Origin of the sequence: Chryseobacterium daeguense DSM 19388 (genome assembly GCF_000430825.1) — a bacterium.
Classification (GTDB): Bacteria; Bacteroidota; Bacteroidia; order Flavobacteriales; family Weeksellaceae; genus Chryseobacterium; species Chryseobacterium daeguense.
In genome coordinates, this window is the sequence record NZ_KE387263.1 from 210,066 (window position 1) to 235,031 (window position 24,966).

The following is a 24,966-nucleotide window of genomic DNA, read 5'->3' on the forward strand; positions in this document are numbered from 1 at the left end:
GTTCTTGGGCCATCTACCCCGTTACCTCCGTAAAGAAAGCTGAAGGAATATCTATCATGGGAATATAGGGTGTGCCTACGGCCTGCCCATTACCCTGTGCTGCCATTCCTCCCAATAGGAATATGGAAAGAAGCTTTTTTATATTAGCATTCATTTGTTAACTATTTATATTTAAATTAAACAGCTGTTGCTATATAAACATAAATAACCGTACCTATTGCAACAAGGGTGTACAGTGTATGAGTGCTAGCTACTGTTGAGCGGTTGTTGATATACCTAACAGTAAATCCGGTTGCTGTAAAGGTAGAAGTACCAGCTACTGCACCACGTACAGATAATGTATATGTTCCGCCGTCTTTTATATTTTGCAGTGTAAATGCTCCTGCATTAGCAGTAGTATAAGCCAGATTACTTTCCTACGGCATTAAGACCATTGCTGGCTGTTGTTAATGGGAAAGCACTAGACCTGAAACCAGAAAGTTCCCATGTGGAAGCAGCGCCTGTAAGCCCTGTACTTATTAATTCAACACTTTGGCCTGCTGGTAAAGTTATGCCGGCATTTCCGTTGATGGTTTCCGGAGTTACTGCATTTATGGTAACAGTAAAGGCTGAGTTATTTTTAACGGTATACATTCTACCTTTAAAGTTTCCAGTACCAGCTATAGACGTAGGTAAAGTAAAGACAGAATTTGCAGTTCCGGTGTATGCGACATAAAAATCAGAGCTTACCATTGTATAAGTGGAAGCTGAAACTGCTTTGTACTGTGCGGCCAGAGATCCGTTAATGTCTAGTGTGGAGCCTGGGGCGGGAGTATTCACTCCAATGTTTCCGGATTGAGCTGTGATTATTCCGAATAAAAGCAAAAAAATTGCCAAACCTGTTTTTTTCATTATATAGTGGGTTATTAATTATTTCAAATGTAATCATTATGCATTACATATCTGTTAAAAATTAACAATATTTAATAGATGCTATATAAGACACAAGGATTCAGTATATTATTCTCATAATTTAGTATTTTTAATGGCTGTAAAAATCCAATTCTAAAAATTGGACCATAGAATAAAAAAAGAGACAACTTAATAGTTGTCTCTTTAAGTGGCCGCAGAAGGATTCGAACCCTCACTGTCGGAGCCGAAATCCGAAGTTCTATCCATTAAACTATGCAGCCTTGGTTTGGTTGCAGGTAAAAGGTTAAGGTATGAGGTGTAATACCCGCTTGCCTATTTTCTGTCATCTGCTACCTAGAAAGTAATCTTTACTCCTCCTACAATCTGCGCACCAAGAACTTTATATCCTTTGTACGTCTGGTATTTTGAGCTTAAAAGATTATTTCCGAGCGCGAAAATACTGAAATTTTTGTGAATTTTATACTCTGCGGAAAGATTTAAATCTGCATATCCCCCAACTTTATCATCTGTATCTTCCGTAGACTGGTATAACATAGGGCTTCCAACTCCTTCAATAGCAAAAGAATTCGTAGTTCTGTCGCTGGCAAAAATCCCTTTAAAACCTAACAATAATTTCTGATCAAGCATGGTATATTTTGCCCCTATATTCGCGGTGAATAAAGGTACATTGTAGATATGCTCGTAATTATCCAAATCAAATTTCATAAACTTCACTTCTGCATCCAAAACTAAATTAGCCAACGGAAAATACTGTAAGCTTCCTTTAATATCTCCTACATTTCCATTATCGTAAACCGCAGAGAAAGTATTTGCAAAGTTGTAAGCAGAACGGTTAAGCGTATAATTATTATCGAATAATCCGTTAGCTTTAAAGAACATAATATCCCTCATTTTCCCATATCCGGCAGAAACATCATATTTGAATGTTTCTTCAATATCTCCTCTTAAACCTACATAAAAGTGATATTTAGTTTCAGTAGGCTTCAGATACTGGTCTGAAACTATGAATGGGTTCTGCTGTAATAAATCTGAATATGTATTCAGCTTTAAACCACCGTCCACTCCACCGTAAAATTTAAATCCGTTGGCAGCGGCAAGCTGAAATTCAGCCTGTGGAAACCAGTACGTTTTATTATTTTTCATCTGCTCAGCCATCAGGTCATTCTGATTTTTTGAGTTCAGGAATGAAAATGATGAACCAAGCATTAAATAAGTATCCCCTTTTCTGAATGTCACTTTCGGAGCCAGGCTCATATTGACAAAATTAGAGGTATTTTTATCTCTGATTGTAAATTCACTTTTCACAGCTTCCAGGCCTACACCTAAATCAGCGTTAAGATTGATCCCGGATTTCCCAATTTCTACAGCATGTTTTGATAAATTAGCCAATACGGAAACCTGATTTTCACGGGCATCAAAATGGTCTTTTAAGAATGAAGATTTTACCCTTACATCATTTAAAATATTATTGGAATAAAAATCATAATATCCATTTGCTTTAAACTGGTTAACCCTCTGATCCAGATCCGCATCCTCCGGCTGTAAAGCATAAATACCGTAATAATTATAGCTGTCTAAGCCATATTCAGCATTTAAATTAAACTTACCCTTATCTCCGTAAGAATTAAGAAAAGCACCAAGCTTTGTTGAACTCTGTTTGGAATCCCACGGATACTCTTTTTTCAAGCCCTGAGTAGAAAGAAAATGAGCGTCTGCACCCACTTCAATCTTATTTTCAAGTGTTTTCGAAATATTGGCATTACCTACAATCTTCCCATAATTACCCATTCCGAACTGGATGTAATTATTCTGAGCCGAACCCTCAAATTTCGGAGTAACATCCTGCCCCTGAATAGTGGAAGTTTTAAAATCTGAAACCGCAGGAACGTCTGTAATGTTGTATTTTACAGGATTCTGGGATTTTTCTTCCGGCGGATAATTTTTGATGGTCTCCACGGAAGTTTTTTTCTTTTCGATTTTTTTCACTTCCGGTTCTCTTTTTTTGTTGAGAATCAGCTTTTCTTCTTTGATCTGGGAAAACGCTACCGACGAAATTCCTAAGAATATGATTGGAAGAATATATTTCATCATAATTTATCAATATTTATGCAGCACCTCCTAAACCCTAAGTCCCGGATCCTGCTATCTTTTACTACTTTTACTTTTTAATCGATTTTTTAACCTCTTTTGCTTCCGCTACAATTTCAGGAAAATCCTTATAGTTTTCAATGATCTGATCGCAGGTATAGCTTGCTTGGTAATTATCTTTTAAACCAACATAATTTTTCGCCATCAGAACAAGCGCTTTTGCACCCCAATACTCTTCTGAAGCATAGTTATTGGCCAGCTTGAAGATGGTTTCATTGGATGATTTGAAAGCTTTCCCTTTATTTTGATAATATGCTTTTGCATACAGCGCCTCAGCCGCAACCGAAGTATTGGATGACTTTTCAAGAGATGTATATGCTGTCTGGGCATCCTTATCTTTCCCGGAATTCATCAGGCTTCTTGCTTTGATTACTTTTGCGGTTTCAATAACTGCTGCAGAATTTTTGTTATTAGCAATTACGGCATCAGCCAGTTTTTCAGCTTCAGAGAAATTCTTTTCATCTGCATACAGCTTCATTAATTCTACATTGGCGTAGTTTTTAACATTTACATTAGAAGAATTTTTAATGTTTTCAAGGTATTTTCTGGCTTCCGCATTGTCACCCTGCGCAATATAAATCTGAGCTAAGCGGGTCTGTGCATCATCCTGATAATCATTTGGAACATTAGCAATTTCCTGTAGAACAAGCAAGGCTTTAGTGGTATCTTTTGTCTGGTAATAACTCTCACCAAGCTCATATTTTGCCTGATAAAGCCCTTCTCCGGTAGGATTTTGAGTTAAATATCTTTCGTAATAAGAAATGGCGCTTTTATAGTCTTTCTTGGTGAAATATTGTTTTGCTGTTGACAGATTAATCTCATCAATTTCCGCAGCATCTACATTTACACCAATACTTTTTGCAAAACTTTCATATCCGGCTACATCACCATTTTTAGTAAAAATCGGTTTAGCGGCCTGAACAATTTTCTCCGCATAAGCAGTGTTTTTGTACTGATCACCAAGAGTTTTCAGCTCAGACAATGCTTTATCGCTTTGGTTCTGATCAATGTAATTCTGAGCTCTGTAAATTGAAGCATTGGCCACAAGGTCTTTATCAGACGAAGTTTTAATAACTTTATTAAAGAAATCATTAGAATTATTAAAATCATCCTGCGCTGCATACGCCGTTCCGATTTCGTATTGAGCATCATCGTAATAATCGGAGCCCGGGTATTTTGATAAAAGATTCTTAAGGTTGGTAATTTTTGCCTGAGTATCCCCTTTAAACCCTAAAGCCATAGCTTTCTGATATAAGGTATAATCCGTTGCATCCTCATTTTTGTCATAAATAGCGATGGCTTCGTTCAGATTATTATTAGCATAATTAATATCTGCCAGACGAAGTTCCGCATCATTTTTAAACTCAGGTTTTGGATTGGTTAAATATTGCTTAAAATAAGTTTCCGACTGATCAAATTTCTTTGATTTAAAATAAGCATACCCTAAATCATAAGGTAACTGCTGCTTTTCAGGGAAATTTTCGTTAAGCAGTTTTTCATAACGTACAATAGCAGAAGGATAGTTTCCTTTCTGGTAATATACCTGTCCCAGCCAGTATAATGCCCTGTTATTGAATTCTTTATTAATATTAAATCCTAAGCTTCTCAAAAAATACTGTTCTGCTTCATCATAATTTCCTTTGTTGAATTCTTCTGTTCCCAGTAAATAAGATACTTCCTGATCTACTTTATCAATGTCAGGACTGGAATTTTGAAGCCTGTCGATCGCGTTTAAGGTTTCCTTGTAATTTCCTGAATACAAGTAAGATTTCACCAAAAGAGACCTCATTTCTGCACCGTTGGCATCATTCGGGTTTTCATTAATATAATTCTGAATTACCGTTGAAGCACTCTCAAACGGGTTTCCGATATCGTAGCTTAACTTTGCATATTGCTCATGCGCCAGTTTTTTAACCTTTGGATCATAATTCATCTGGTAAGACGAGCGGAAAGCAGATAAAGCTTCCTGCTTTTTATCGACCGCCAGATAAGCATTTCCAAGCTGGTAGTAAGCATTTTGAGCCAATGCCGAATTGCTGTTTAACAATTGGTTATAATAAGAAACCGCTTCATCATATTTTTTAAGCTGAGCAGCCACAAATCCCATTTCATAAAGGTCATTTTCAGACGGATTCTGCTGAACGCTCAGGTAATCTTTTAAGTGTGGATAAGCAGAAGTATAATCACCTTTCATGAAATAACTTTCACCGATGATCTTGTGGACTTCAGCTTTATAAGCATCGGAAATATCTTCGTTAAGCAAAGCATTTCCTTCCGTAATCGCCTTGTCATAATCCTTATCATTGTAATACATCTGCACATAGTACGGACGCACCAGTTTTGAATATTTCGGCTGGTCTTTTACAGAATCAAAATACTGGAAAGCTTTGTCATTCTGCCTGTTAGAATAATATAAATGTCCCAGCATATAAGCAATATCTCCTTTTTGAGACTCATCTGCCGTTTTATAAGCTTCTTCCAGCGCATCAGTAGCCCCTTTGGAGTCCCCCATCATGAATTTCGCATATCCTAATTTCAGGATGTACTGGGTATTTTCTTCTTTTGAAAGCTGATATTGGTTAACCTTTTTTAAAGTTTCCAATGCTTTTTCAAAATCTTTTTTTGCTAAATAATAATCTGCCAGAGGAAGATTAGCCTGAGCAAAATAAGCAGAATTAGGGTATTCTTTCATGAAAGCGGTTAACCCTTCTTCGGCATGATTTTTCTGAAGAATCACCCCTATTACGTTATCAAAAAACTGCGCAGCTTCCTTTCTTGACCTGGACAAATTCTGGTTATAAAAATATTGTCTGGCATACTCGAACTGGGAGGCGTTGTATATTTTGGTCTGGTAAAGATTTTCAGCCAGGTTAAACCTGTAATCTTCCTGTTGGGTAAAGTATTGTGACTGTTGTGCATCGGAGATTCCGAAATACAGGACGGCAGTCGCTAGAAGTATTTTTTTTGAGCTCATTAATTTAAATTTTAAAATGTTTAGGCCTTGAAATGATGGTCTGTATATTTTAAATTTTAGGGTGGAATTTATCCACAATTTATCAACGAAAATATCGAAAAGATATTGTATATACAAGCCTTTTAACATATTGTTAGTATGTGGATTATTTTTTAATAGTTATTAACTTTCTTCTAAGAAATTTTAAGAAAATATTAATTATTTAGCAGAAATAATTACATTTGTTTTTTTCAAATCAAATATAGACATTGAATGAATCAACTTTTTAGAAGGAAAAACTATTCAGAAACAGATACATCTACCCATCTATTGAGGGTTTTAGGTGTTTGGGATATTGTATTTTTTGGTATTGCGGCGATTATTGGTGCAGGAAGCTTCAGCAGTTTGGGAGAAGCCGTTTTCAGAGGGGGTCCCGGTGTTATTTTACTATATTTGATCTGCGGTTTTGCATGTGGTTTTACGGCACTTTGCTATGCAGAATTTGCCAGTAGAATTCCTACTGCCGGCTCAGCTTACACTTATGCATATGCCAGTTTTGGTGAATTAATCGCCTGGATTATCGGCTGGGCGCTGATTATGGAATACTCCTTCGGAAATATATATGTAGCTTTCTCCTGGTCAGACTATTTCACCAGCTTTCTGGAACGCCTCGGAATGCATATTCCCGATTACTTAACCTGCAGTTACACCGAAGCTAAAAAAGCTTTCAGAAACGGTTCTGAAAACATGGAGCTGCTTAACGCTTGGAACAACGCTCCACTGATCGGTAACCTGAAATTCATTGTTGATATCCCGGCTTTGGTTATCAACGGGTTAATTACCTGGTTATGCTATATTGGTGTTAAGGAAAGTAAAAACTTTAACAATTCACTGGTGATTCTAAAGCTGGCTGTTATTGTTTTAGTAATATTAGTTGGTTTTGCTTACATTAATACAGATAACTGGACGCCCGTAAACCCAGAAACTCAGGTCGCTTCTTTCATGCCGAATGGCTTTGCCGGAGTGATGAGTGCCGTTTCCGGAGTTTTCTTTGCTTATATAGGTTTTGATGCATTAAGCGTCCTTTCCGAAGAAACAAAAGATCCTCAGAAAACACTGCCGAAAGGGATGATTATTTCTTTGGTTCTGTGTACATTCATTTATATTGCGTTAACCTTAGTGTTAACCGGAATGGTTGATTACAGAAAGTTCGATGGTGTGGGAGATCCTCTTTCCTTTATTTTCGAAAAAACTAATGCAAATGTAGCCTGGATGGAGCTTGTTGTTTCTTTTGTGGCAATTGTAGCGATTACTACCGTATTATTGGTTTTCCAGATGGGGCAGCCGAGAATATGGTATGCCATGAGCCGTGACGGACTGATGCCAAAGAAATTCCAGGAGGTCCATCCAAAATACAAAACTCCTTCATTTGCTACTATTATCACAGGTATCGTTGTAGGAATTCCCATTTTATTTACAGATAAAACATTCATCCTTGATTTTACGAGTATCGGGACTATTTTCGCTTTCGTGCTTGTTTGCGCCGGGGTTTTGATGCTTCCTGCCAAAGAAAAGATCAAGGGAAGATTCCACCTTCCTTATATTAATGGTAAATTTATTTTTCCTCTTATTTTTATCGGCGGATTGGTATTTTTCTATTTCTGGCAGCCTGACTTTTTCCATAATTTAATGGACTGGAAAGATGCTGATGAAGGCGAATTCAGAGCTTCAATGTTCTTTTTTATTTTAATTAATCTCGTTCTATGTATCGTAACTTTTATTAAAAACCTTTCATTAATTCCTTTAATAGGATTAAGCTCATGCTTATACCTTCTTACCGGAATGAGCCATGAAAACTGGTTCTGGTTTGGGTTATGGTTTGCAGTAGGACTGGTAATCTATTTCTGTTACGGCTACAGAAACAGTAAGCTCGGAAAATCATAAGAAATATTATTTTTAATATAGAAAGGCAAAATTGTTAACCGCAGTTTTGTCTTTTTTATTTTGGTTAAACTTTGGCGAAATTATTGCTTAACTTTTTAATAACTTAACTAATACACGCCATGTCAGAAAGAATAAAAACATTCAAAGAATTTTACCAGTTTTATTTAACCGAGCACAGTAAAATGGGGACAAGGATTTTTCATTTTATAGGAACTTTGCTTGTCTTTGTGGTTATAGGATATGTTATCAGCTCCGGGAAAGAAAGATTTTTATGGTACATTCCGATTTTCGGCTATGGATTTGCCTGGTTCAGCCATGCAGTAATTGAAAAGAATAAACCTGCTACTTTTAAATATCCGCTTTGGTCTTTGATATCAGATTTCAGGTTATTTTTTGAATTACTGATCGGCAAGCAGAAATTTACCGGGATTCCAAAGCAAAAACCAGTGGAATGAGGACTGTTTAAGGTTTAAGATTTTGAGTTTAAAATTTAGGGCTTACTCTAAAATCCAAACAAGATTATTATAAAAAAGTTTCGGCGGGTTTGCAAAGCAAACCCGCCGAAACTTTATCCTCAATTCAAAGTTTAAACAATAAACTTTAAACACAAACCAAAATTACTTAAATCGTTTTTTAAAATTAAATTTAAGCATATTCATCAATCCCGGTTCTATGATGTCTATTCCCAGACCAAAGTTACTGTCGGCAATAGTATGATGATTAGACCTGAAGGTTTCGAACTCATCCTTCGGAATCTCAAGATTAACTAATGGATTAAATTCGATGTAAACCGTCGCTCCGTTTTTGGTGATTTTTTTACGGCTGGTAAAATCAAAATACGGGTTTTTGATTGAGCTTTCCTGCGCGGTATATTTTTCATCCGTATCAATTTTTTGATCCGTATAAAGGTTGATTTCATACTTTTCACTATCGAAATTATGCCAGAAAGGAAGATCCTTATGAATAAAATCCCGCGCGCTGGCTTTCACTACGTTTCGGTCAAAATACATTAGGAATCTGTTATTTCTTGGATCAGTATAATATGGATTTTCAACCGTGGACTGATACTGAATCTTAAACTCATTCAGCTTTTTATCATCACTTATAATGTCTATTACAGCGTCTTTAAAGATATTCCTGATATCCGTTCCATTCCTGTCATTCGAGTAGTTCAGGCTGTAAAAAAGGAAATTATTCCAGCTGTCCACCACTTCCCTTTTGTTGGTATTTTTAAAATATCTTCGCATCGCATTTGCCCGGTTTCCTTTGTAGGTTGTGGTCAAAACCAGCTTTCCCGTAGAATTTTGAGCATTAAATTCCACCTTTTCATCAATACAGAAATAAGGATATTTGTAAGGTTTTCTTTCCTTCAGTTCCTGATCAGGCCTTACTTCAAGATAATGCATGAAATAGATAAAGCCACGGTTTTCAAGCAGCCCAAATTCATCTCGGATTGTGGCATCCACGAAATATTCTTCACCATTATGCCTGATTTTAACAATAACATGATTGAATGTAAGCAAAGAAGGCAAATAATATTTAATATAAAAATCTGTGTGGAAATTCACCAGAACAATAGAAGAATCTACCCCAATATAATCAAGAATTACCTTCAGCAAAACAGATTTCGCTTTACAGTCGCCCTGCTTGTTCTCATAAGTAATGGAAGGCTCCTGCGGTTTGTGACCATTCATTTCATCAGCATTAAAAATATAGTAAATATTATTCTGAACATATTCTATTGCAAACTGAATTTTTTCATCCAGATCAGAAATTAAGTCTAATTTTTCTACCAGGTTTGGTGCATATTCAGGCAAAGAAGCTTTGTTGAAAATTTCTTCGTAAATAGGAGCAATATAGTTCGAAAGTTCCTTCCAGCTGCTTTCTGTGGCGAAGTCTATGTATGGGAAAATCTCACGGTTGGCATCTACCGGATTAATGTAATTTTTTTCTTCAAAAACAAACTTTTCTCCTTTATTCAAATAATGAACTTCCGGTTCCAAAACATCTCCATTCTCATTTCTGAAGAACGTTTTCTTGTAGGCAATCGTTTGCTCCCGGTCATTGATGAAAGTAAATTTGTAGCTTCCGTAAGCCCAATAATTATCGGGACTTACCCACACATATTTTGAGAATTCTTTCCTTAAAAAATCACGGTCTGTAAAAGCTTTTACTCTGGAATCTTCCAAAATCAAAATATCATTAAGGCGTAAATCTTTAATGGTAATATTAATCTTCTTATTGCTGCTTAAGATACCTCCGCTGCTTTGGTTTTCACTGTCCAGCACTTTAATTTTCATATCCGGAATTTTATCTACCAAAACCCCATCCCTTAAAACACTGATTCTGTGAATATTATACACCTCATTTTCTTCCACCACAATGTCCATCACCGAAGCTCTTTCAAGGTTTGAAGGTTCATTGAGAGTGTAAGCCATGCAGACATATTCGTTGTTTTCTGTATTGCTGGTGTAGTATTTTTTATCTAAAAAATAGCAGTAATCTCTTCCTTCACTGATCTGTTTTTTTGCAAAATCGGAATCTTTTATTCTTTCTATAAGCTCAAAATCCTCAATATTCCCAGCCCACGACGAAGTTTTTTCAATTTTATAATTTTCCGCCTCTACTTGATTATCCATACTTTATTTCGTTATTAATGTTTATTTGGTAAAAAAAATTGAAGGTTCAAATTAATTAAATTAAAAATAAAAAACAATAGAAAAACTACTGTATGACCAAGTATACTTCGGCACAATAATTGGTTTTTTAAGTTGAAAATCATGTTATGATAAGTTTATCAGCTACTTTAAAAAAAATAATTACGCTTGCAGGAATAGCTGTATTAGTACAGTGTACAACCGCCAATACCGCATCATCCGGAACAGAACAGACATTAATTGTAGGCCCTAAAACCCGCGACTGCACCGGAATAGCTCCCATGAAATGCCTGCAGATAAAAGAAAAACCAACAGATAACTGGACCATTTTTTACAGCAATATCGCAGGCTTCACTTATGAGCCGGGATTTGAATATGTTTTAAAAGTAAGAACAGAAAAAATTGCCAATCCTCCCGCTGACGGCTCTTCCATATCATATACACTGGTAAAGCAGGTATCCAAGACAAAGAAATAATTTAATTCAAAATAAAAAAACGATGAAAAAAATGTTATTGTGCGGTCTTCTGATGACTTCAGTAATTGCTTTTGCTCAGGAGGAAGCTCCAAAAAACCCTAATCTTAAAAAGGTATCCAAGTCGGTAACTTCAACAAAAACGATGATTATCGGCCCGAAAAGACTACAATGCATCGGTATCATGCAGACCGGCGACTGCTACCAGGTAAAGCAGGACAAGAACCAGAAAAACTGGGAAAGTTTCCCGTATGCAATCAAAGGATTCAAACATGTTGAGGGATATGAATATGTGATCAGCGTAAAGGTGGTTCCTTCAAAAGAGGCTCTGGAAGGCGCAAAAGAAGATTATATTTATCTTAAAACTATTTCTAAAAAGAAAGTGAAATAATAAAAAAACCTCCGGCTGGAGGTTTTTTTTGTTTACATATTGCTTTTGTGCTCATGCTCGGGGGAAGGTTTGGGATAATTCCCTTTTGTAACTTCACCTACGGTATTTGCAGTAGTCATAGCCACTACCAGGTCATTCAGCATATTGCTTGCCGCAGTCGGCGAATTCGGGAGTAAAACGAGATTACTCCTATTACTCGCACCCACAGAATGCAGCGTGTCATAATGCTGTGTAACCACAATCAGAGCCGAGGCTTCGTGAGAGTTTATATCAACATTATTCAGCATTCTTACGGATTCTTCAAGACCTTTTGCAATTTCTCTCCTCTGATCTGCAATACCTTGTCCCTGCAGTTTTTTAGATTCAGCTTCTGCTTTTGCAACCGCCACAATCCTGATTCTCTGTGCCTCAGATTCGTACTCTGCCGCTGTTTTTTCTCTTTCTGCCGCGTTAATCCTGTTCATTGCATGTTTTACCTGTTCGTCAGGATCAATATCGGTTACCAATGCCTTGATAATATCGTAGCCATAGCTTTGCATGGCTTCCTGCAGCTCTCCTTTTACAGCAATTGCAATGTCGTCTTTTTTTACAAAAACATCATCCAGCTTCAGCTTCGGAACTTCGGCTCTTACCACATCGAAAACATAGGATGTAATCTGATTTTCAGGGTTTTCCAAACGATAATAAGCGTCTCCTACCTGCGTTCTGATTACCTGGTACTGAACGGAAATTTTCATTTTAATAAAAACATTGTCCAAAGTTTTGGTATCAATCATTACATCCAGCTGCTGGATTCTCAGGTTCAATCTTTTCGCGATCTGATCAATGATCGGAAGCTTCAGATGCAGGCCGGAATGCTTTACTCCATGAAATTTCCCGAAACGTTCAATAATAGCCGCTGTCTCTTGTTTTACTACAAAAAACGAGGCGAAGAAAATAATTAGCCCAATAAAAATTACGGGCGCCAGAAACAAACTCATAGCTTTAATTTTTTTTAATGTGTCGTAATAATTTTTGTTTTGTTAAAAAACACTTATCAACTGTGTCTCCTTAAATATAATAAAAATAATTGAGTAAAGATCTCAGGAATTTGAGGGGAAAGTCAGATATAGCTACCATGCAGGTTAACTTCCGGCCCGGATTCTTCAATTTAACCAACTTTAAAAGAAAAACCTTAATTTTGAGTATAGATTATTCTTATGACCGATGCCAAAGAAATCCTTAAACAGCATATTTTAAAATTCATCTCTGTAAATGATGAACAGCTTGATTATGTTTTCTCCCATTTCGAAATAATCAATTTAAAAAAAGGACAAAGCCTGATTTCTGAAGGAGATTTTATAGATCATGAATATTTCGTGCTGGATGGCTGTCTGAAAGCATTTTATTTTAATGATAATATGAAAATGTTTATCCTGCAGTTTGCCATGCCGACATGGTGGGTCACCGATTTTGATGCGCTTTATAATAAGACCAGAGCCACCATTAATGTAGACTGCATTAGCAATGCCCGAATTTTATCACTTTCAAACGAAAACAGGGAAAAAATCTGCCGTGAACTTCATGAGCTGGAGTATTTTTTCAGATGGAGAACCAATAAAGGTTACGTCGCCCTGCAGAAACGTCTGCTTTCATTTATGGATAATGATGCAAAATTCAGGTATGAAGAACTATTGTCATTATATCCGCAGCTTTATAACCTTGTTCCGAAGCATCTGATTGCCGCCTATCTTGGAGTTACCAGGGAAACCTTAAGCAGACTTCATCAATCTAAATCCTAACTTAAACCAACAACCTAAATCTTAATCTCAGCCTTAATTCGTGATCTACATCACGTAATATTCCTCTCCGTTCCACTGAACTTTGTGTCATAATTTAAACCCTATAAAAATGGACACAAAAAATTTTAAAGTAAACAATGCAAACAGCATTATAGAATGGACCGGAAGAAAAGTAACCGGCACACACAACGGAACTATTGCCGTAAAAGAAGGAAATTTCACTTTTGAAGAGAGTAAGCTTGCATCAGGAAAATTTATCATCGATACAAAATCTATTAAAATCCTTGACATTGAGGATGCTGAAACCAATGCACAGTTCGCGGGGCATCTGGCATCGGCTGATTTCTTTAATTCTGACCATTTTCCAGAAGCAATTTTTGAAATTATCCATGCAGAACCTGGTGATAGTAACCTGTATAACGTAACCGGAAATCTAAGCATTAAAGGAATAACCCATCAGACACAAACAGCCTTACAGATTGTAATGACCGGCAACATCGCCATTATCGATAGTAAAATTGTAGTTGACAGAACGAAATTCGATATTAAATTCAGATCTGGAAATTTCTTCACCAATCTCGGCGATACTTTGATCTACAACAATTTCGACTTAAATGTACATCTTGTTGCACAAGCCATTTAATTCAAATTTAATTTAACTTTCAAAATTTACATCATGCCATTCATTAAAATAGATGTTTTGCGCGAGGATATTGATCGCAATAAAAAACAACAGTTAATAAGAAAAATCAGTGAAGCCGTTACTGAAGTTTTAAACAAAGATCCGCATCTTACTCACATCGTAATCAATGAAATCGAAGATGATAACTGGGGATATGCTGGCGAACAGGTTTCTGTATTGAAAGAACAGGGATTTTCAACCTCAAAAAAATAAGCCATGAAAAAGCAAACCGTAATTGTTACCGGAGCATCATCCGGGATCGGCCTAGAAATTGCCCGCTATTTCCTGGAAAAAGGAGATAACGTGATTATTAATTCACAAACAGAATCAAAATTAAAAGAAGTTTTTAATGAGCTTGGTGCAGGAGAAAATCTTGCGATGGTTGCAGGAAATGTTTCAGACAAAACAACCGGCGAGCAACTGGTAAAAACAGCCCTCGAAAAATTCGGTTCGTGGATATCCTTATCAATAACGCCGGAATCTATGAAAACAAAGCTTTTCTGGAGGTTACAGAAGATTATTTGGATCGGTTTTTAAACACCAATTTCAAAGGAACATTTTTCACCACACAAGCTGTTATTCCTCAAATGCTGAAGCAAAAAGACGGTGTAATCATCAATGTAGGAACACCGCTTGTTAACCATGCCATTGCACAGTCACCATCTACCGCTCCAGTTTCCAGCAAAGGTGCTATTCATGCACTGACACTGCAGCTTGCGGCAGAATTCGGAAGAGGGAATATCCGTGTAAACACTGTGGCACCAGGGCTGATAAGAACACCCATGCACGGGGCTGATCTTGATAAAAATGCCGGAATCCACCTGATTAATCGTATTGGGGAACCGGAAGAGGTAGCTCAAATGGTCTATGCTATTGCTAAAAATACATTCATTTCTGGTGCCATCATTAATGTGGATGGTGGAATGGGTGCCGGACATCACTTATAATATGAAAAATTTATTAATCATTGTATGGCTGCTTATCTTCCCGGTAAGCAGTCATGTACAAAAAAATACAGTCATGGAACGGGATATAACTGAAATTAAAAATATTATAGAAAACTATTATTTTAAAGGTATTTTTGAAGGCAACACCGATTTACTTAGAAAAGCTTTCCACAAGGATGCTCTGCTTTTTGGGGACATAAAAGGAGTTCCTTATTTCAAAACTGCAGAACAGTATATTGAAGGGGTGGGAAGCCGGGTAAGTCCTGAAAAATCAGGGAAACCTTTTGAATCAAAAATAATTTCCATTGATGCCGTTAACTCAATTGCCACCGCAAAATTAAACGTCAGAATGTATGATTTCAATTACTTTAATTTTATAACTTTCAATAAAATAAACGGCGAATGGCTTATCATCAATAAAACATTAACCGATGTGGAACTTTAACCGCATCTTTTTACATCAAAAATCAACAAAATCATGTGGAACAAAAATAGAATTACAAAATTACTGGGGATTGAATATCCCATTATGCAGGGCCCTTTCAGAGGTGGTTTATCTACGGTTGAGCTTACAACTACGGTTAGTAATCTCGGTGGTTTGGGCGGATTCGGGGCTTACACTTTATCGCCTCAGGAAATTTATGATATCCATCAACAGATACAGTCAAAAACCGACAAGCCTTACAACCTTAACCTTTGGGTAAATGACCATGACATCATCGATGAAGAGCAAACGCAAAAGCAATATGACACAGCTGTTGAGACTTTTAAGCCTTATTTTGACCTTTTAAATACTGAAGTTCCTGCCCTACCACCCTCTTTTGAATCAAGATTTCAGAATCAGCTGCAGGTTGTTTTTGATATTAAGCCAAAAGTTTTCAGCTTTATGTTTGGTTTATTAGATCAGAATATAATTGAAGACTTTCACAGTCAGGGAACCGTTGTTTTTGGGAATGCCACCACGCTGGATGAAGCCATTGCACTGGAAAAAATCGGTATAGACGTCATTGTAGCTTCCGGTTTTGAAAGTGGCGGACACCGGCCTTCATTCCTCGATAAATCTGAACTTTCTACAACTGGAACATTTGCATTAATTCAATTAATTAAAGATAAAGTTAAAATTCCTGTTATTGCAGCAGGTGGAATTGCCAACGGCCGCTGAATTGCCGCTGCTTTTACCTTAGGAGCCGAAGCAGTACAAATCGGGACTGCATTTTTAGCGACTGAAGAATCCGGCGCACTGCCTGTTCACAAAGAATTCCTGTTCTCCGACGCAGCAAAATACACTACTCTTTCCAGAGCTTACACCGGGAGATTAGGACGCGGAATTACCACAGAAATTACGAGAAATGTTCTGGCTGCAACTGATAAAACCTTACCATTTCCTTTACAGACAAATTTTATGGGAGCCTTGAGAAAAGCCGCTCTGGAACAGCAAAAACATGAATTGGTTTTCTTCTGGTCCGGACAGATAGCCCCGATTTTAAAGCATAAAAAAGCTTCCGTTTTAATGAAATCATTAATAGATGAAGCGAATGAACTGATGGGTTGAGTTGCCGGAAGATGGATACCCTCCGTCTTCCCTTCCTCCCGCTTTTACACCGTCATCCCGATATCGATTCCTTTTATTTTTCTGTACAGATCCGTCGCAAAATTGTCCGTCATTCCCGAAACAAAATCAATGACACCAAGAACTTTCTGATAATCCGTACCTTCTTCATACACAAACTGTTGCGGAAGAAGCTTCAGGGCCATTTTATCATAAGACTTTCTTTCATCTTTTGATTTTAAAATTGACGGAATGAAATGATCCAGCAGCTCATACATTACATTGTAGCCGGCATTTTCTATTTCTACCACCGCTTTATGATTGTAGATTTTTGCTATGGAAAATTTTTCAATTTCCTTTAAAGAATCATTTTCAGATTTATAGACATCAAGCAGGGCTTTATCAAGATTTCCTGCAAGAATCATTTCAAAGTTTTGTTTATAAATTTCAATGGATTTATTGATTAAAGCATTGATAACTTTTGCCCTTAAATAAGAAATTTTTTCATTTTCATTTCCTATGGATGTCAGCTTATCTTTAACCCTTTTAATATCATCCGTTTCAGATTTCACCAGTTCAAAGAAAAGATTTTCGCAGTCTGAAGTTGATACAATCCCCAGTCTGTGAGCATCTTCCATATCAATAATATTGTAGCAGATATCATCCGCGGCTTCCACCAGCCAGACAAAAGGGTGTCTTTTGAAAATATGAGGCTCTTCGTTTTCTGAAATTAAGTTTGTTCCTTTTGCTATTTGAAGAAAAATATCCTTTTCATTTTGAAAAAAACCGAATTTCTTTCTGTGCAGTACTTTCTTATCTCTTGCAATGGCTTCACAGGGATATTTTGCGATGCTTGCCAGCGTTGAAAACGTTAGCTGAACTCCTCCCGCATCTTTACCCTGCTGCTGCTGAGCCAAAACCCGGATGGCATTGGCATTTCCTTCAAAATTTACGAGATCCGCCCATTCTTTTTCATTGAATTTCGGCTTAAGATCAGATTCATTTCTCTCAAAATAGCTGGCAATAGCATCTTCACCAGAGTGCCCGAATGCAGGATTCCCGACATCGTGGCACAAACATGCCGCAGCAATCACATTCCCTAAATTAAGAAGATAAAAATTCCTGGAATCTTCCGTTAAATCATTTCTAAACTGATCATGAATATATTCCCCGATAACACTTCCCAAACTCCTTCCCACAGAAGAAACTTCGAGCGAATGCGTTAAACGGTTATGTACAAAAACACTTCCCGGAAGCGGAAAAACCTGCGTTTTATTTTGCAGCCTCCTGAATGCAGAAGAAAAAATAATTCTGTCAAAATCCCTTTGAAAATCCGTTCTTGAAGCTTTTGTATGTGGATTGTTTCCTGTACGCTGATTAGTATAAATCTGATTTAAATTCATCATTTTTCAAAATTACTTTAAATTTTATTTTTTATGAACTAATCGGATGTTTTTTTCTAAAAAATTCCGGTTTTCCCTCCTTTTATTTCCGTAAAAATACCTGAAACTTTCATTACGGTTTAGGCTACATTTGATTCACTAATAATCAAAAAACAAAATCATGCCTGAACTATTACAGCAAATATTGGGAAGTACTATTGTCACAGCTTTTTTTACGGCAGTCATTGCTTACTTTTTCAGCAGGAAAACAGAAAATCAGAATGCTGTGATAAGAAGAGAATTCGAAGCACTGTCAAAGAAAGATAACTCCTATTTTGAGTGGCGAAAAAATACGGTAGAACTGCTGGGACAGGTTTACCTCCATCTGAACCGGCTGAAAGATGCTTTTAAAAATAAATATTCGAAAATTAATGAATATGACCCGTTTTATGAAGATGAAATTATTTACAGTTCGAATAAGCATATACGTGATCTGCTCATCAATAACGGACACTTTTTACCACCCGAATTATTAGATGAAGCCACGAAACTGATTGAGCATTTTGATATCTGGTTAAATAAATACCATCAATTAAGGATTTTACAGAAAGACATGCAATCAAAGCAGATTTATGTAGGGCCGGATGGATTTCGTTTTCCTGAAAATGCAGAGAAAATGTTCAAAGAGAAATATATTGAGATGTTTAATGATTTACATAAATAATTTGAAGGCGTTTCAAAACTTTCGATGGCAGAATTGTTGTTATTTAAATCTTAAAATTAAAATCATGCCTGAAGGACCATCCATTATATTAATGAAAGAAAGTCTGCAAAAGTTTGCAGGAAAAAAAGTAACCGAAGCGCACGGAAATGCAAAAATTGATAAGGAAATTCTGGAAGGAAAAATTTTAAGGGAAATCCGGACTTTTGGAAAGCAGACTTATCTGGTTTTTGATGATATTGCCGTGAGAATTCATCTGCTGATGTTCGGGTCTCACAGTATTGATGAGCAGACAAAACCGGATCGTCAACTGCGGTTATCACTTTTATTTAAGGAGGGAGGAATGTATTTTTACACGTGCCATGTAAAGCTTGTGGATCATGAGTTTTTATCAAAAATTGATTGGGAAGCTGATGTCATGAGTAATGAATGGAATCCCAAGAAAACAGAAAATAAGTTAAAATCTCACCCCGAGATGATGGTTTGTGATGCCTTAATGGATCAGGATATTTTTTCGGGAGTTGGTAATATTATAAAGAATGAAGTTCTGTTCAGGATTGGAGTGCAGCCGGAAAGTCTCGTCGGAAATATGTCTGCAAAAAAGATTAAAGAACTAATTGCTGAAGCGCGAAACTACAGCTTTGATTTCCTGAAATGGAAACGCGAATTTACTCTGAAAAAACACTGGCTGGCCCATACTAAAAAAATCTGCCCGATTTGCGGTCAAAAACTGATTAAAAAACAGACAGGGATGGGGAAAAGAAGAAGTTTCTACTGTGAAAAAGATCAAAAGCTTTATTAAAATTTGGGATTAAACAATCTTGATTAATCTGATTAAAATATTTTGTATCATCATTTAAAACAAGTTTCAAAAACTTATAAAAAAAATAAATCACTTTTTCCAACAGCAATAAGTTTTACTATAAAAACCAAAATCCCGTAAAATTTTATCTGCTATACTATCTTTTTAAGTTTTAATTACAATAAAAAAAGAAAATAGCTATATCTTATTTTTATCACAATTAGCTGATTTACAATAATATATAAATTTAATGGCATGCATTTTGAAATTACTAATGTACACAAAAATGAAAAAAAATGATAGCATGTACATTACTAACAACGTGCCTTGTAATCGGAGCATATCTGTATGCGAAAAGTTCTGAAAAGGCAAAGACTAAGAAATAATCCCAACAAAACTTCCGCTTATCGGAGTTTTTTTATTTTGAAAATAAAAATAATTCATTTTAAAGAGAATTTTATAGTACAATTTTCTAGCAAAATTTATACAAGCATATAGTTTTATGCTTTTCATTGTAATCTTTTTGTTTTTATCAAGTTGAAAATAGAAATAATGGAAGCATTAGCAGATCAATAATTATTTATGAATAATATAATAAATGTATTAATATTTTCATAAAAGTATATTAAATTATTGTAAACTAAAATCTAATTATTTCTCAATAAACAACACATAACTAACTGATAAACATCATTATTATTTAATTTGACACTTCAAATTATTGTCGTAATATTGCAGTATAGAATTAACAAAAAAAAGTCAAATAATTAAAAATAAAACAAAATGATCACTTACATCGGAATTGCAACATGTTTAGTAGTTTTTGCTTCTTATTTCACAACAGTTAGAAAAGAAAATAATTAATTTCGAAAACAAAAACTAAATCACGAAATACTCATAAAACATTTTTTTGTTTTAAAATTTCAATCTTCGGGTTGATCTTACTTTAGGAAATATTTTTTCATAGCGAATTTTCAATTATAATTAAGCCCAAAGCCAGACATTGCGTCTGGCTTTTTTATTTTACGTTGTAGAAAATTAATTAAAATGTTAATTTTTTGTTAAAATTAGAATTCATGATATATTAGTTAGGAATCCTAACTATATTTGCAATAGAATTTTAATTTAAACTTTAAACAATGAAAAAAACAGTTTTTTATCACGCGGGATGTCCCGTTTGTATCAGCGCAGAACACGATATCATTGATTTGATAGGTGCAGAAAATGTAGAAATTGTGCACTTTGGACAAGACAAAAACAGGATCTATGAAGCCGAAAAAGCCGGTGTTAAGTCAGTTCCGGCATTAGTAACGCCGAATGGAAATGTTCTTCACATCAATTTTGGAGCTTCCATGGAAGACGTAAAAGGATAAAAAAATTTGCTTCACATAGTTAGGACTACTACCTTTGTGAAGCATTTTTATTAACACTTAAAATTTTTAAAATGCAGGTAGCAGTTTGGGACACTTATGTCACAAAAAAAGACGGATCAGTAATGCATTTCGATATTATTGCTCCAAAAGAAATTACTGATACAGCCGTAATTTACAGTTACGGAAGAGATTATTTAACAGGCAAAGGGCAGGAAAGCCAGGAACTTAGCTCAAAAGAATGCATTTTCTGTCATATAGAAACAGTTCTGCCACAATGTGAAGCCGAAATTCATAAAAAAGGCTATACCATTATAGAAATGGAAAATTGTAATTGATGAACGAATCAGATTTTAATTTAAAGCATCAAAACCAAAACACGGAAAGTAAAATTGTGGCTTCTCTGGAGAGAATTTCGCAGGCTTTCCGTGTTTTGCTTTGGCAGGAAAGTAAAGAGCATGCTTTAAGCCCTATTCAGGTGCAGGTTTTAATTTTTCTTTTGAATCACAGCGAAGAAAAAAGAAAAGTGAGCTATCTGGCGGACGAATTTAATATGACAAAAGCCACCATCAGCGAAACCGTAAAATCACTTGAACAAAAAAATCTGATTTCCAAAGAATACGAACCTCACGATACCAGAAGCTACATCATCCATCTTAGCCAAAAAGGTAAGGAAATTGCGGACAAAACCTCTTACTTCACCCGGCAGATTGGCTTTCCCATTAAAAATATGAATGAAGAAAGCAGAGAAAACCTGCTTCAGAGCCTGTTTGACGTCATTCATCATTTAAACAAAACCGGGATTATTACCATTCAGAGGATGTGTACCACGTGTATTTATTTCCGGCCGTCTGCGGAAGGAAAAGAGCCGGTCTGCAGCCTTCTGGAAAAAGTTTTATATTCCGAAGACCTGAGAATCGACTGTCCGGAACACCAGATGAAAGCTTAATTTAAATAACAAACAATGAATCTGTACAACCTTATTATTCAAGATAAAGAAGAAGTAACGCTGAACGATGTTTTCCTTGACCCAAAAAATAAGGAACAATTTGTACAGCTCATCAAAGAAAATACATACACCAAAGAATTACAGGAATACGGGCTTCCCGTAAATAACAAAGTACTTCTCCAGGGAAGCTCCGGCTGCGGGAAAACCATGACGGCAAAGGCAATTGCAAACGCTCTGGGTAAAAATATTATTATTCTTAACTTAAGTAATATTGTTTCTTCCAGAATCGGGGAAACTTCCCAAAATATCAAAATGATCTTCGATAAAGCTTCACGGGAAAAATCCGTTCTTTTTCTTGATGAACTGGACCAGATCGGGAAAGCCAGAGGCAGCGATGACAAAGATGTGGGCGAAATGAGGCGACTGGTAAATACTTTGATCCAACTAATTGATTATTATCCCGAAGATGCCCTGCTGCTCTGCGCTACCAATCACCCGGAAATCATTGATACGGCTTTAATAAGACGTTTTCAGCTTAAAATTAATTATGAAATGCCTTCCAAAGATTTTCTGGACATCTTCTATGATAATTTACTATCAAAATTTCCGGAAGATCTGAGGAATTTAGAGAGAAAATATGGGATTTCATTTGCTGAAGCCAAGGATCATACTTTTACGGTAGTGAAAGGAAATCTCATTAAAAAACTGGAAGCAAAGCATCATACTCAATCATGAAAGAAGATATCATTCACAACCTTGAAATCATTAGCCAAAGGATAAAAAATGCCTGTGAAAAAGCTGGCCGGAATGCTAATGAAGTGAAATTATTACTGGCGACGAAAACCGTTTCACCCGAAAGGATAAAAATTGCCCTTGAAAACGGATATACATTAATTGCAGAAAATAAAGTTCAGGAATTAAAGGAAAAATATGAAGATTTAAAACCTGTTCTCCATGAAAATCATTTTATCGGACATCTGCAGACAAATAAGGTAAAAGATATTCTGAAATATGATGTAAGCTGTGTGCAATCGCTGGACCGTCCGGAACTGGCGGAAAAGTTTCATCAGAGACTGATATCAGAAGGAAAAACGATTGACGTTTTAATCCAGGTAAATACCTCGAATGAAGAAAGCAAGTTCGGAATCCATCCGGATCACGCCATTGATTTGGTGAAAAAAGTTTCTGAATTTTCTACTTTAAGGATAAAAGGCCTAATGACCATTGGCTTATTCAGTGCAGAAACTGAAAAAGTAAGAGCCTGTTTTAAACTGCTGAAAAACTTACAGCAGGAAATCATTTTACAAAACATTCCAAATGTAGAAATGAAAGAGCTTTCCATGGGAATGAGTGGCGATCTTGAAACCGCCATCGAAGAAGGATCAACGATTGTAAGAGTGGGTACAGCCATTTTCGGACCGAGAATTTATCCCGATTCTTATTATTGGAATGAAGGAAATGTTTAAAGTTTGTTTCAAACGATTTAAGTTTTATCTATCCTGCGCAAAATCACATCCCGCAGCCTTTCTTCATGCTCATCTCCCCAGTTTCCCAACGTCGAAATAACGGGTATTAATGTTTTCCCGAAATCCGTAAGGTAATATTCCACCTTTGGCGGAACCTGTGCGTAAATCTTTTTTGAAACCAGCTCATGCTCTTCCAACTCTTTCAGCTGGATATTCAAAACACGTCTTGAAGCATCAGGAATCTTTCGCTGGAGCTCACTTGGCCGTAGATGGCCCTGATTTATAAACCATAACAACCGGATTTTCCATTTTCCGTACAGTACTTCCCCGATCAGGTCAAGGCCGCAATTTAAAGGAATTTTTCTTTCATGCATAAGACAAAAGTAACCCAATGTTCCAAAATGTACAATAGGGGAAAAAATTTTCCCTATGCGAATCGGTTTTCCGTTATTGCCGGAAATCATGATACTTCGGAAATTTGTATCAAAGAATTAGAAAATGGAAAATCAATTTAATTTTAATCATGAACTTGAAGGTAAAATTACCTTAGTAACAGGCGGTACAAAAGGAGCCGGAAAAGCCATTGCTGAAAGATTAGCAAATGCCGGAGCAACCGTAATCATCACTGCCCGAAATCCTCCTGAAGAAGAAAAACCTCACCTTCACTTTATTTCTGCTGATCTCAGCACACCGGAAGGAACCCAAAAAATGGTGGATGAAATCTTACAGAAATTCGGAAAGCTTGATATTCTTGTAAATAATCTCGGAGGGTCGGAAACCCCAAGTGGCGGTTTTGCAGTATTGACCGACGATGACTGGCTACATTCCTTACAGACCAATCTTATGTCACCGGTTCGTTTAGACAGAGGATTTTTACCCCAAATGATAGAGCGAAAAAGTGGAATTATCATTCATATTGCTTCCATTCAGGCTAGATTGCCATTGTACGACAGCACACTTCCCTACGCCGCAGCAAAAGCAGCCCTTCTGAACTACAGCAAAAGCTTATCCAATGAAGTTTCCCCGAAAGGAGTGCGCGTTATGACGGTTTCGCCCGGCTGGATCATGACCACAGCATCTACAAGAATGATAGAACGTATTGCTGAAAGCAGCAACATCAGCCTGGAACAGGCTGCACAAAGTGTAATGGATGGTTTGGGAGGAATTCCTTACGGAAGGCCTGCAGAACCTGAAGAAGTGGCTGAACTTGTTGGTTTTCTGGCATCACCTAGAGCCGGATATCTTACAGGAAGCGAATTTATTATCGACGGAGGAACGGTACCTACGGTGTGATGTATTAATAGTAATAGGTAATAGGTAATGGGTAATAGTGTGCAGTTATTAGTTATTAGTTATTAGTTATTAGTTATTAGTTATTAGTAAATATTAAATTTTAAAACAATTAAAAAAATAAATAAAATGAACTTACCAAACATTATCACAACATTAGTGAAAACGCAAAATAGTTTTGACAGTAAAGCTTACGCCGATTGTTTCAGCGAAACAGCAGTGGTTTTTGATGAAGGAAAAACTCACAACGGAAAAGCAGAAATACAAAACTGGATTGAAAGCGCCAATAATGAATATAAAGCCTCCATGAAGCCTTTAGAATACAACGAAAAAGAAAGCGTCCTGTCAGCAGAAGTTTCAGGAACATTTCCCGGAAGCCCGTTAGTTCTAAAATATCATTTTGAATTAAAGGATGGGCTTATTGAGTCTTTGAAGATAACAGGGTAGATATATTTGAAGTAATTAGGGAGGCAATAGGCTGGAAGCTGGAAGATAGAGGTTGGAAGTTATTACAGGATCTACAATTTCTGAAACGTTGCAAAAATTTCT

26 protein-coding genes, 1 tRNA gene and 2 pseudogenes are annotated in these 24,966 nt (G+C 36.3%); 20 read left to right on the forward strand and 9 right to left on the reverse strand.

Going from position 1 to position 24,966, the window contains the following annotated elements; translation table 11 throughout:
* Nucleotides 1-13 precede the first annotated feature (13 nt).
* The gene (locus H560_RS23070; RefSeq protein ID WP_155845061.1) at nt 14-154 is read right to left on the reverse strand and encodes a hypothetical protein; all 141 of its coding nucleotides are present in this window, start codon (nt 152-154) and stop codon (nt 14-16) included.
* Nucleotides 155-243: 89 nt separating this feature from the next.
* On the opposite strand from H560_RS23070, the gene H560_RS23515 reads away from it, so the two are divergent.
* Complete coding sequence (locus H560_RS23515) at nt 244-402, forward strand: hypothetical protein (RefSeq protein ID WP_228372514.1); 159 nt, start codon at nt 244-246, stop codon at nt 400-402.
* 6 nt (nt 403-408) lie between these two features.
* Here the strand turns inward: H560_RS23515 and H560_RS0120465 are convergent, their stop codons facing one another.
* The 4 genes from H560_RS0120465 to H560_RS0120480 form a co-directional block, all read right to left on the reverse strand.
* A complete protein-coding gene (locus tag H560_RS0120465) occupies nt 409-891 on the reverse strand; it encodes a hypothetical protein (protein WP_027381697.1) in 483 nt (160 codons plus the stop codon).
* Between the two features lie 209 nt (nt 892-1,100).
* A tRNA-Arg gene (locus tag H560_RS0120470) sits at nt 1,101-1,172 on the reverse strand.
* 73 nt (nt 1,173-1,245) lie between these two features.
* Entirely contained in the window at nt 1,246-3,003 is a 1,758-nt protein-coding gene (locus H560_RS0120475) for a TonB-dependent receptor (RefSeq protein WP_027381698.1), read from the reverse strand.
* A 67-nt stretch (nt 3,004-3,070) separates the two neighbouring features.
* A complete protein-coding gene (locus tag H560_RS0120480) occupies nt 3,071-6,034 on the reverse strand; it encodes a tetratricopeptide repeat protein (protein WP_027381699.1) in 2,964 nt (987 codons plus the stop codon).
* Between the two features lie 252 nt (nt 6,035-6,286).
* Between H560_RS0120480 and H560_RS0120485 the strand changes: the two genes are divergently transcribed.
* Nucleotides 6,287-7,957 (forward strand): APC family permease, encoded by a 1,671-nt coding sequence (locus H560_RS0120485; protein WP_027381700.1) that lies wholly within the window; start codon nt 6,287-6,289, stop codon nt 7,955-7,957.
* A 119-nt stretch (nt 7,958-8,076) separates the two neighbouring features.
* Entirely contained in the window at nt 8,077-8,412 is a 336-nt protein-coding gene (locus tag H560_RS0120490; RefSeq protein WP_027381701.1) for a DUF962 domain-containing protein, read from the forward strand.
* A 162-nt stretch (nt 8,413-8,574) separates the two neighbouring features.
* Here the strand turns inward: H560_RS0120490 and H560_RS0120495 are convergent, their stop codons facing one another.
* The gene (locus H560_RS0120495) at nt 8,575-10,596 is read right to left on the reverse strand and encodes a DUF3857 domain-containing protein (protein ID WP_027381702.1); all 2,022 of its coding nucleotides are present in this window, start codon (nt 10,594-10,596) and stop codon (nt 8,575-8,577) included.
* Nucleotides 10,597-10,742: 146 nt separating this feature from the next.
* On the opposite strand from H560_RS0120495, the gene H560_RS0120500 reads away from it, so the two are divergent.
* Together H560_RS0120500 and H560_RS0120505 are read left to right on the forward strand one after the other, a co-directional pair.
* Nucleotides 10,743-11,090 (forward strand): DUF4377 domain-containing protein, encoded by a 348-nt coding sequence (locus tag H560_RS0120500; RefSeq protein ID WP_027381703.1) that lies wholly within the window; start codon nt 10,743-10,745, stop codon nt 11,088-11,090.
* Nucleotides 11,091-11,112: 22 nt separating this feature from the next.
* Nucleotides 11,113-11,478, forward strand: coding sequence for a DUF4377 domain-containing protein (locus H560_RS0120505; RefSeq protein ID WP_027381704.1), 366 nt, complete (start codon nt 11,113-11,115; stop codon nt 11,476-11,478).
* Nucleotides 11,479-11,510: 32 nt separating this feature from the next.
* Here the strand turns inward: H560_RS0120505 and H560_RS0120510 are convergent, their stop codons facing one another.
* Complete coding sequence (locus H560_RS0120510) at nt 11,511-12,458, reverse strand: SPFH domain-containing protein (protein WP_027381705.1); 948 nt, start codon at nt 12,456-12,458, stop codon at nt 11,511-11,513.
* 219 nt (nt 12,459-12,677) lie between these two features.
* Between H560_RS0120510 and H560_RS0120515 the strand changes: the two genes are divergently transcribed.
* From H560_RS0120515 to H560_RS22165, 6 genes and pseudogenes are all read left to right on the forward strand, one after another.
* Entirely contained in the window at nt 12,678-13,259 is a 582-nt protein-coding gene (locus H560_RS0120515; RefSeq protein WP_034753415.1) for a Crp/Fnr family transcriptional regulator, read from the forward strand.
* Between the two features lie 109 nt (nt 13,260-13,368).
* Nucleotides 13,369-13,902, forward strand: coding sequence for a YceI family protein (locus H560_RS0120520; RefSeq protein WP_027381707.1), 534 nt, complete (start codon nt 13,369-13,371; stop codon nt 13,900-13,902).
* Nucleotides 13,903-13,935: 33 nt separating this feature from the next.
* Nucleotides 13,936-14,154: a tautomerase family protein gene (locus H560_RS0120525; protein ID WP_027381708.1), complete on the forward strand. Its 219-nt coding sequence runs from the start codon at nt 13,936-13,938 to the stop codon at nt 14,152-14,154.
* A gap of 3 nt (nt 14,155-14,157) precedes the next feature.
* Nucleotides 14,158-14,888: pseudogene (locus H560_RS22160) on the forward strand (SDR family NAD(P)-dependent oxidoreductase).
* A 1-nt stretch (nt 14,889) separates the two neighbouring features.
* Complete coding sequence (locus tag H560_RS0120535) at nt 14,890-15,333, forward strand: nuclear transport factor 2 family protein (RefSeq protein ID WP_027381709.1); 444 nt, start codon at nt 14,890-14,892, stop codon at nt 15,331-15,333.
* Nucleotides 15,334-15,417: 84 nt separating this feature from the next.
* A pseudogene (locus H560_RS22165) lies at nt 15,418-16,440 on the forward strand (NAD(P)H-dependent flavin oxidoreductase).
* Between the two features lie 44 nt (nt 16,441-16,484).
* On the opposite strand, the gene H560_RS0120545 reads toward H560_RS22165, so the two are convergent.
* Entirely contained in the window at nt 16,485-17,840 is a 1,356-nt protein-coding gene (locus H560_RS0120545) for a deoxyguanosinetriphosphate triphosphohydrolase (protein ID WP_027381710.1), read from the reverse strand.
* Nucleotides 17,841-18,000: 160 nt separating this feature from the next.
* On the opposite strand from H560_RS0120545, the gene H560_RS0120550 reads away from it, so the two are divergent.
* The 7 genes from H560_RS0120550 to H560_RS0120580 all read left to right on the forward strand — a co-directional run bounded on the left by H560_RS0120550 (nt 18,001) and on the right by H560_RS0120580 (nt 23,127).
* Complete coding sequence (locus H560_RS0120550) at nt 18,001-18,543, forward strand: hypothetical protein (protein WP_027381711.1); 543 nt, start codon at nt 18,001-18,003, stop codon at nt 18,541-18,543.
* A gap of 64 nt (nt 18,544-18,607) precedes the next feature.
* Nucleotides 18,608-19,342, forward strand: a complete 735-nt coding sequence (locus H560_RS0120555) for a DNA-formamidopyrimidine glycosylase family protein (RefSeq protein WP_027381712.1) — start codon at nt 18,608-18,610, stop codon at nt 19,340-19,342.
* A gap of 1,139 nt (nt 19,343-20,481) precedes the next feature.
* The gene (locus H560_RS0120560; RefSeq protein ID WP_027381713.1) at nt 20,482-20,715 is read left to right on the forward strand and encodes a hypothetical protein; all 234 of its coding nucleotides are present in this window, start codon (nt 20,482-20,484) and stop codon (nt 20,713-20,715) included.
* Between the two features lie 71 nt (nt 20,716-20,786).
* Complete coding sequence (locus tag H560_RS0120565; RefSeq protein ID WP_027381714.1) at nt 20,787-21,050, forward strand: DUF2024 family protein; 264 nt, start codon at nt 20,787-20,789, stop codon at nt 21,048-21,050.
* Nucleotides 21,050-21,661: a MarR family winged helix-turn-helix transcriptional regulator gene (locus H560_RS0120570; protein ID WP_027381715.1), complete on the forward strand. Its 612-nt coding sequence runs from the start codon at nt 21,050-21,052 to the stop codon at nt 21,659-21,661. Before H560_RS0120565 ends, H560_RS0120570 begins: the two co-directional genes overlap by 1 nt.
* A gap of 15 nt (nt 21,662-21,676) precedes the next feature.
* Complete coding sequence (locus tag H560_RS0120575; RefSeq protein ID WP_027381716.1) at nt 21,677-22,396, forward strand: AAA family ATPase; 720 nt, start codon at nt 21,677-21,679, stop codon at nt 22,394-22,396.
* On the forward strand, nt 22,393-23,127 hold the full coding sequence (locus H560_RS0120580; protein WP_027381717.1) for a YggS family pyridoxal phosphate-dependent enzyme: 735 nt from the start codon (nt 22,393-22,395) through the stop codon (nt 23,125-23,127). The genes H560_RS0120575 and H560_RS0120580 overlap by 4 nt, the downstream gene beginning before the upstream one ends.
* Nucleotides 23,128-23,144: 17 nt before the next feature.
* On the opposite strand, the gene H560_RS0120585 is transcribed toward H560_RS0120580, so the two are convergent.
* Nucleotides 23,145-23,591 (reverse strand): winged helix-turn-helix transcriptional regulator, encoded by a 447-nt coding sequence (locus H560_RS0120585; RefSeq protein WP_228372515.1) that lies wholly within the window; start codon nt 23,589-23,591, stop codon nt 23,145-23,147.
* Between the two features lie 34 nt (nt 23,592-23,625).
* Here H560_RS0120585 and H560_RS0120595 point away from each other — a divergent pair, with 34 nt between their 5' ends.
* On the forward strand, nt 23,626-24,420 hold the full coding sequence (locus tag H560_RS0120595; RefSeq protein ID WP_027381719.1) for an SDR family oxidoreductase: 795 nt from the start codon (nt 23,626-23,628) through the stop codon (nt 24,418-24,420).
* 126 nt (nt 24,421-24,546) lie between these two features.
* Nucleotides 24,547-24,864, forward strand: coding sequence for a nuclear transport factor 2 family protein (locus H560_RS0120600; RefSeq protein WP_027381720.1), 318 nt, complete (start codon nt 24,547-24,549; stop codon nt 24,862-24,864).
* Nucleotides 24,865-24,966: the final 102 nt, after the last annotated feature.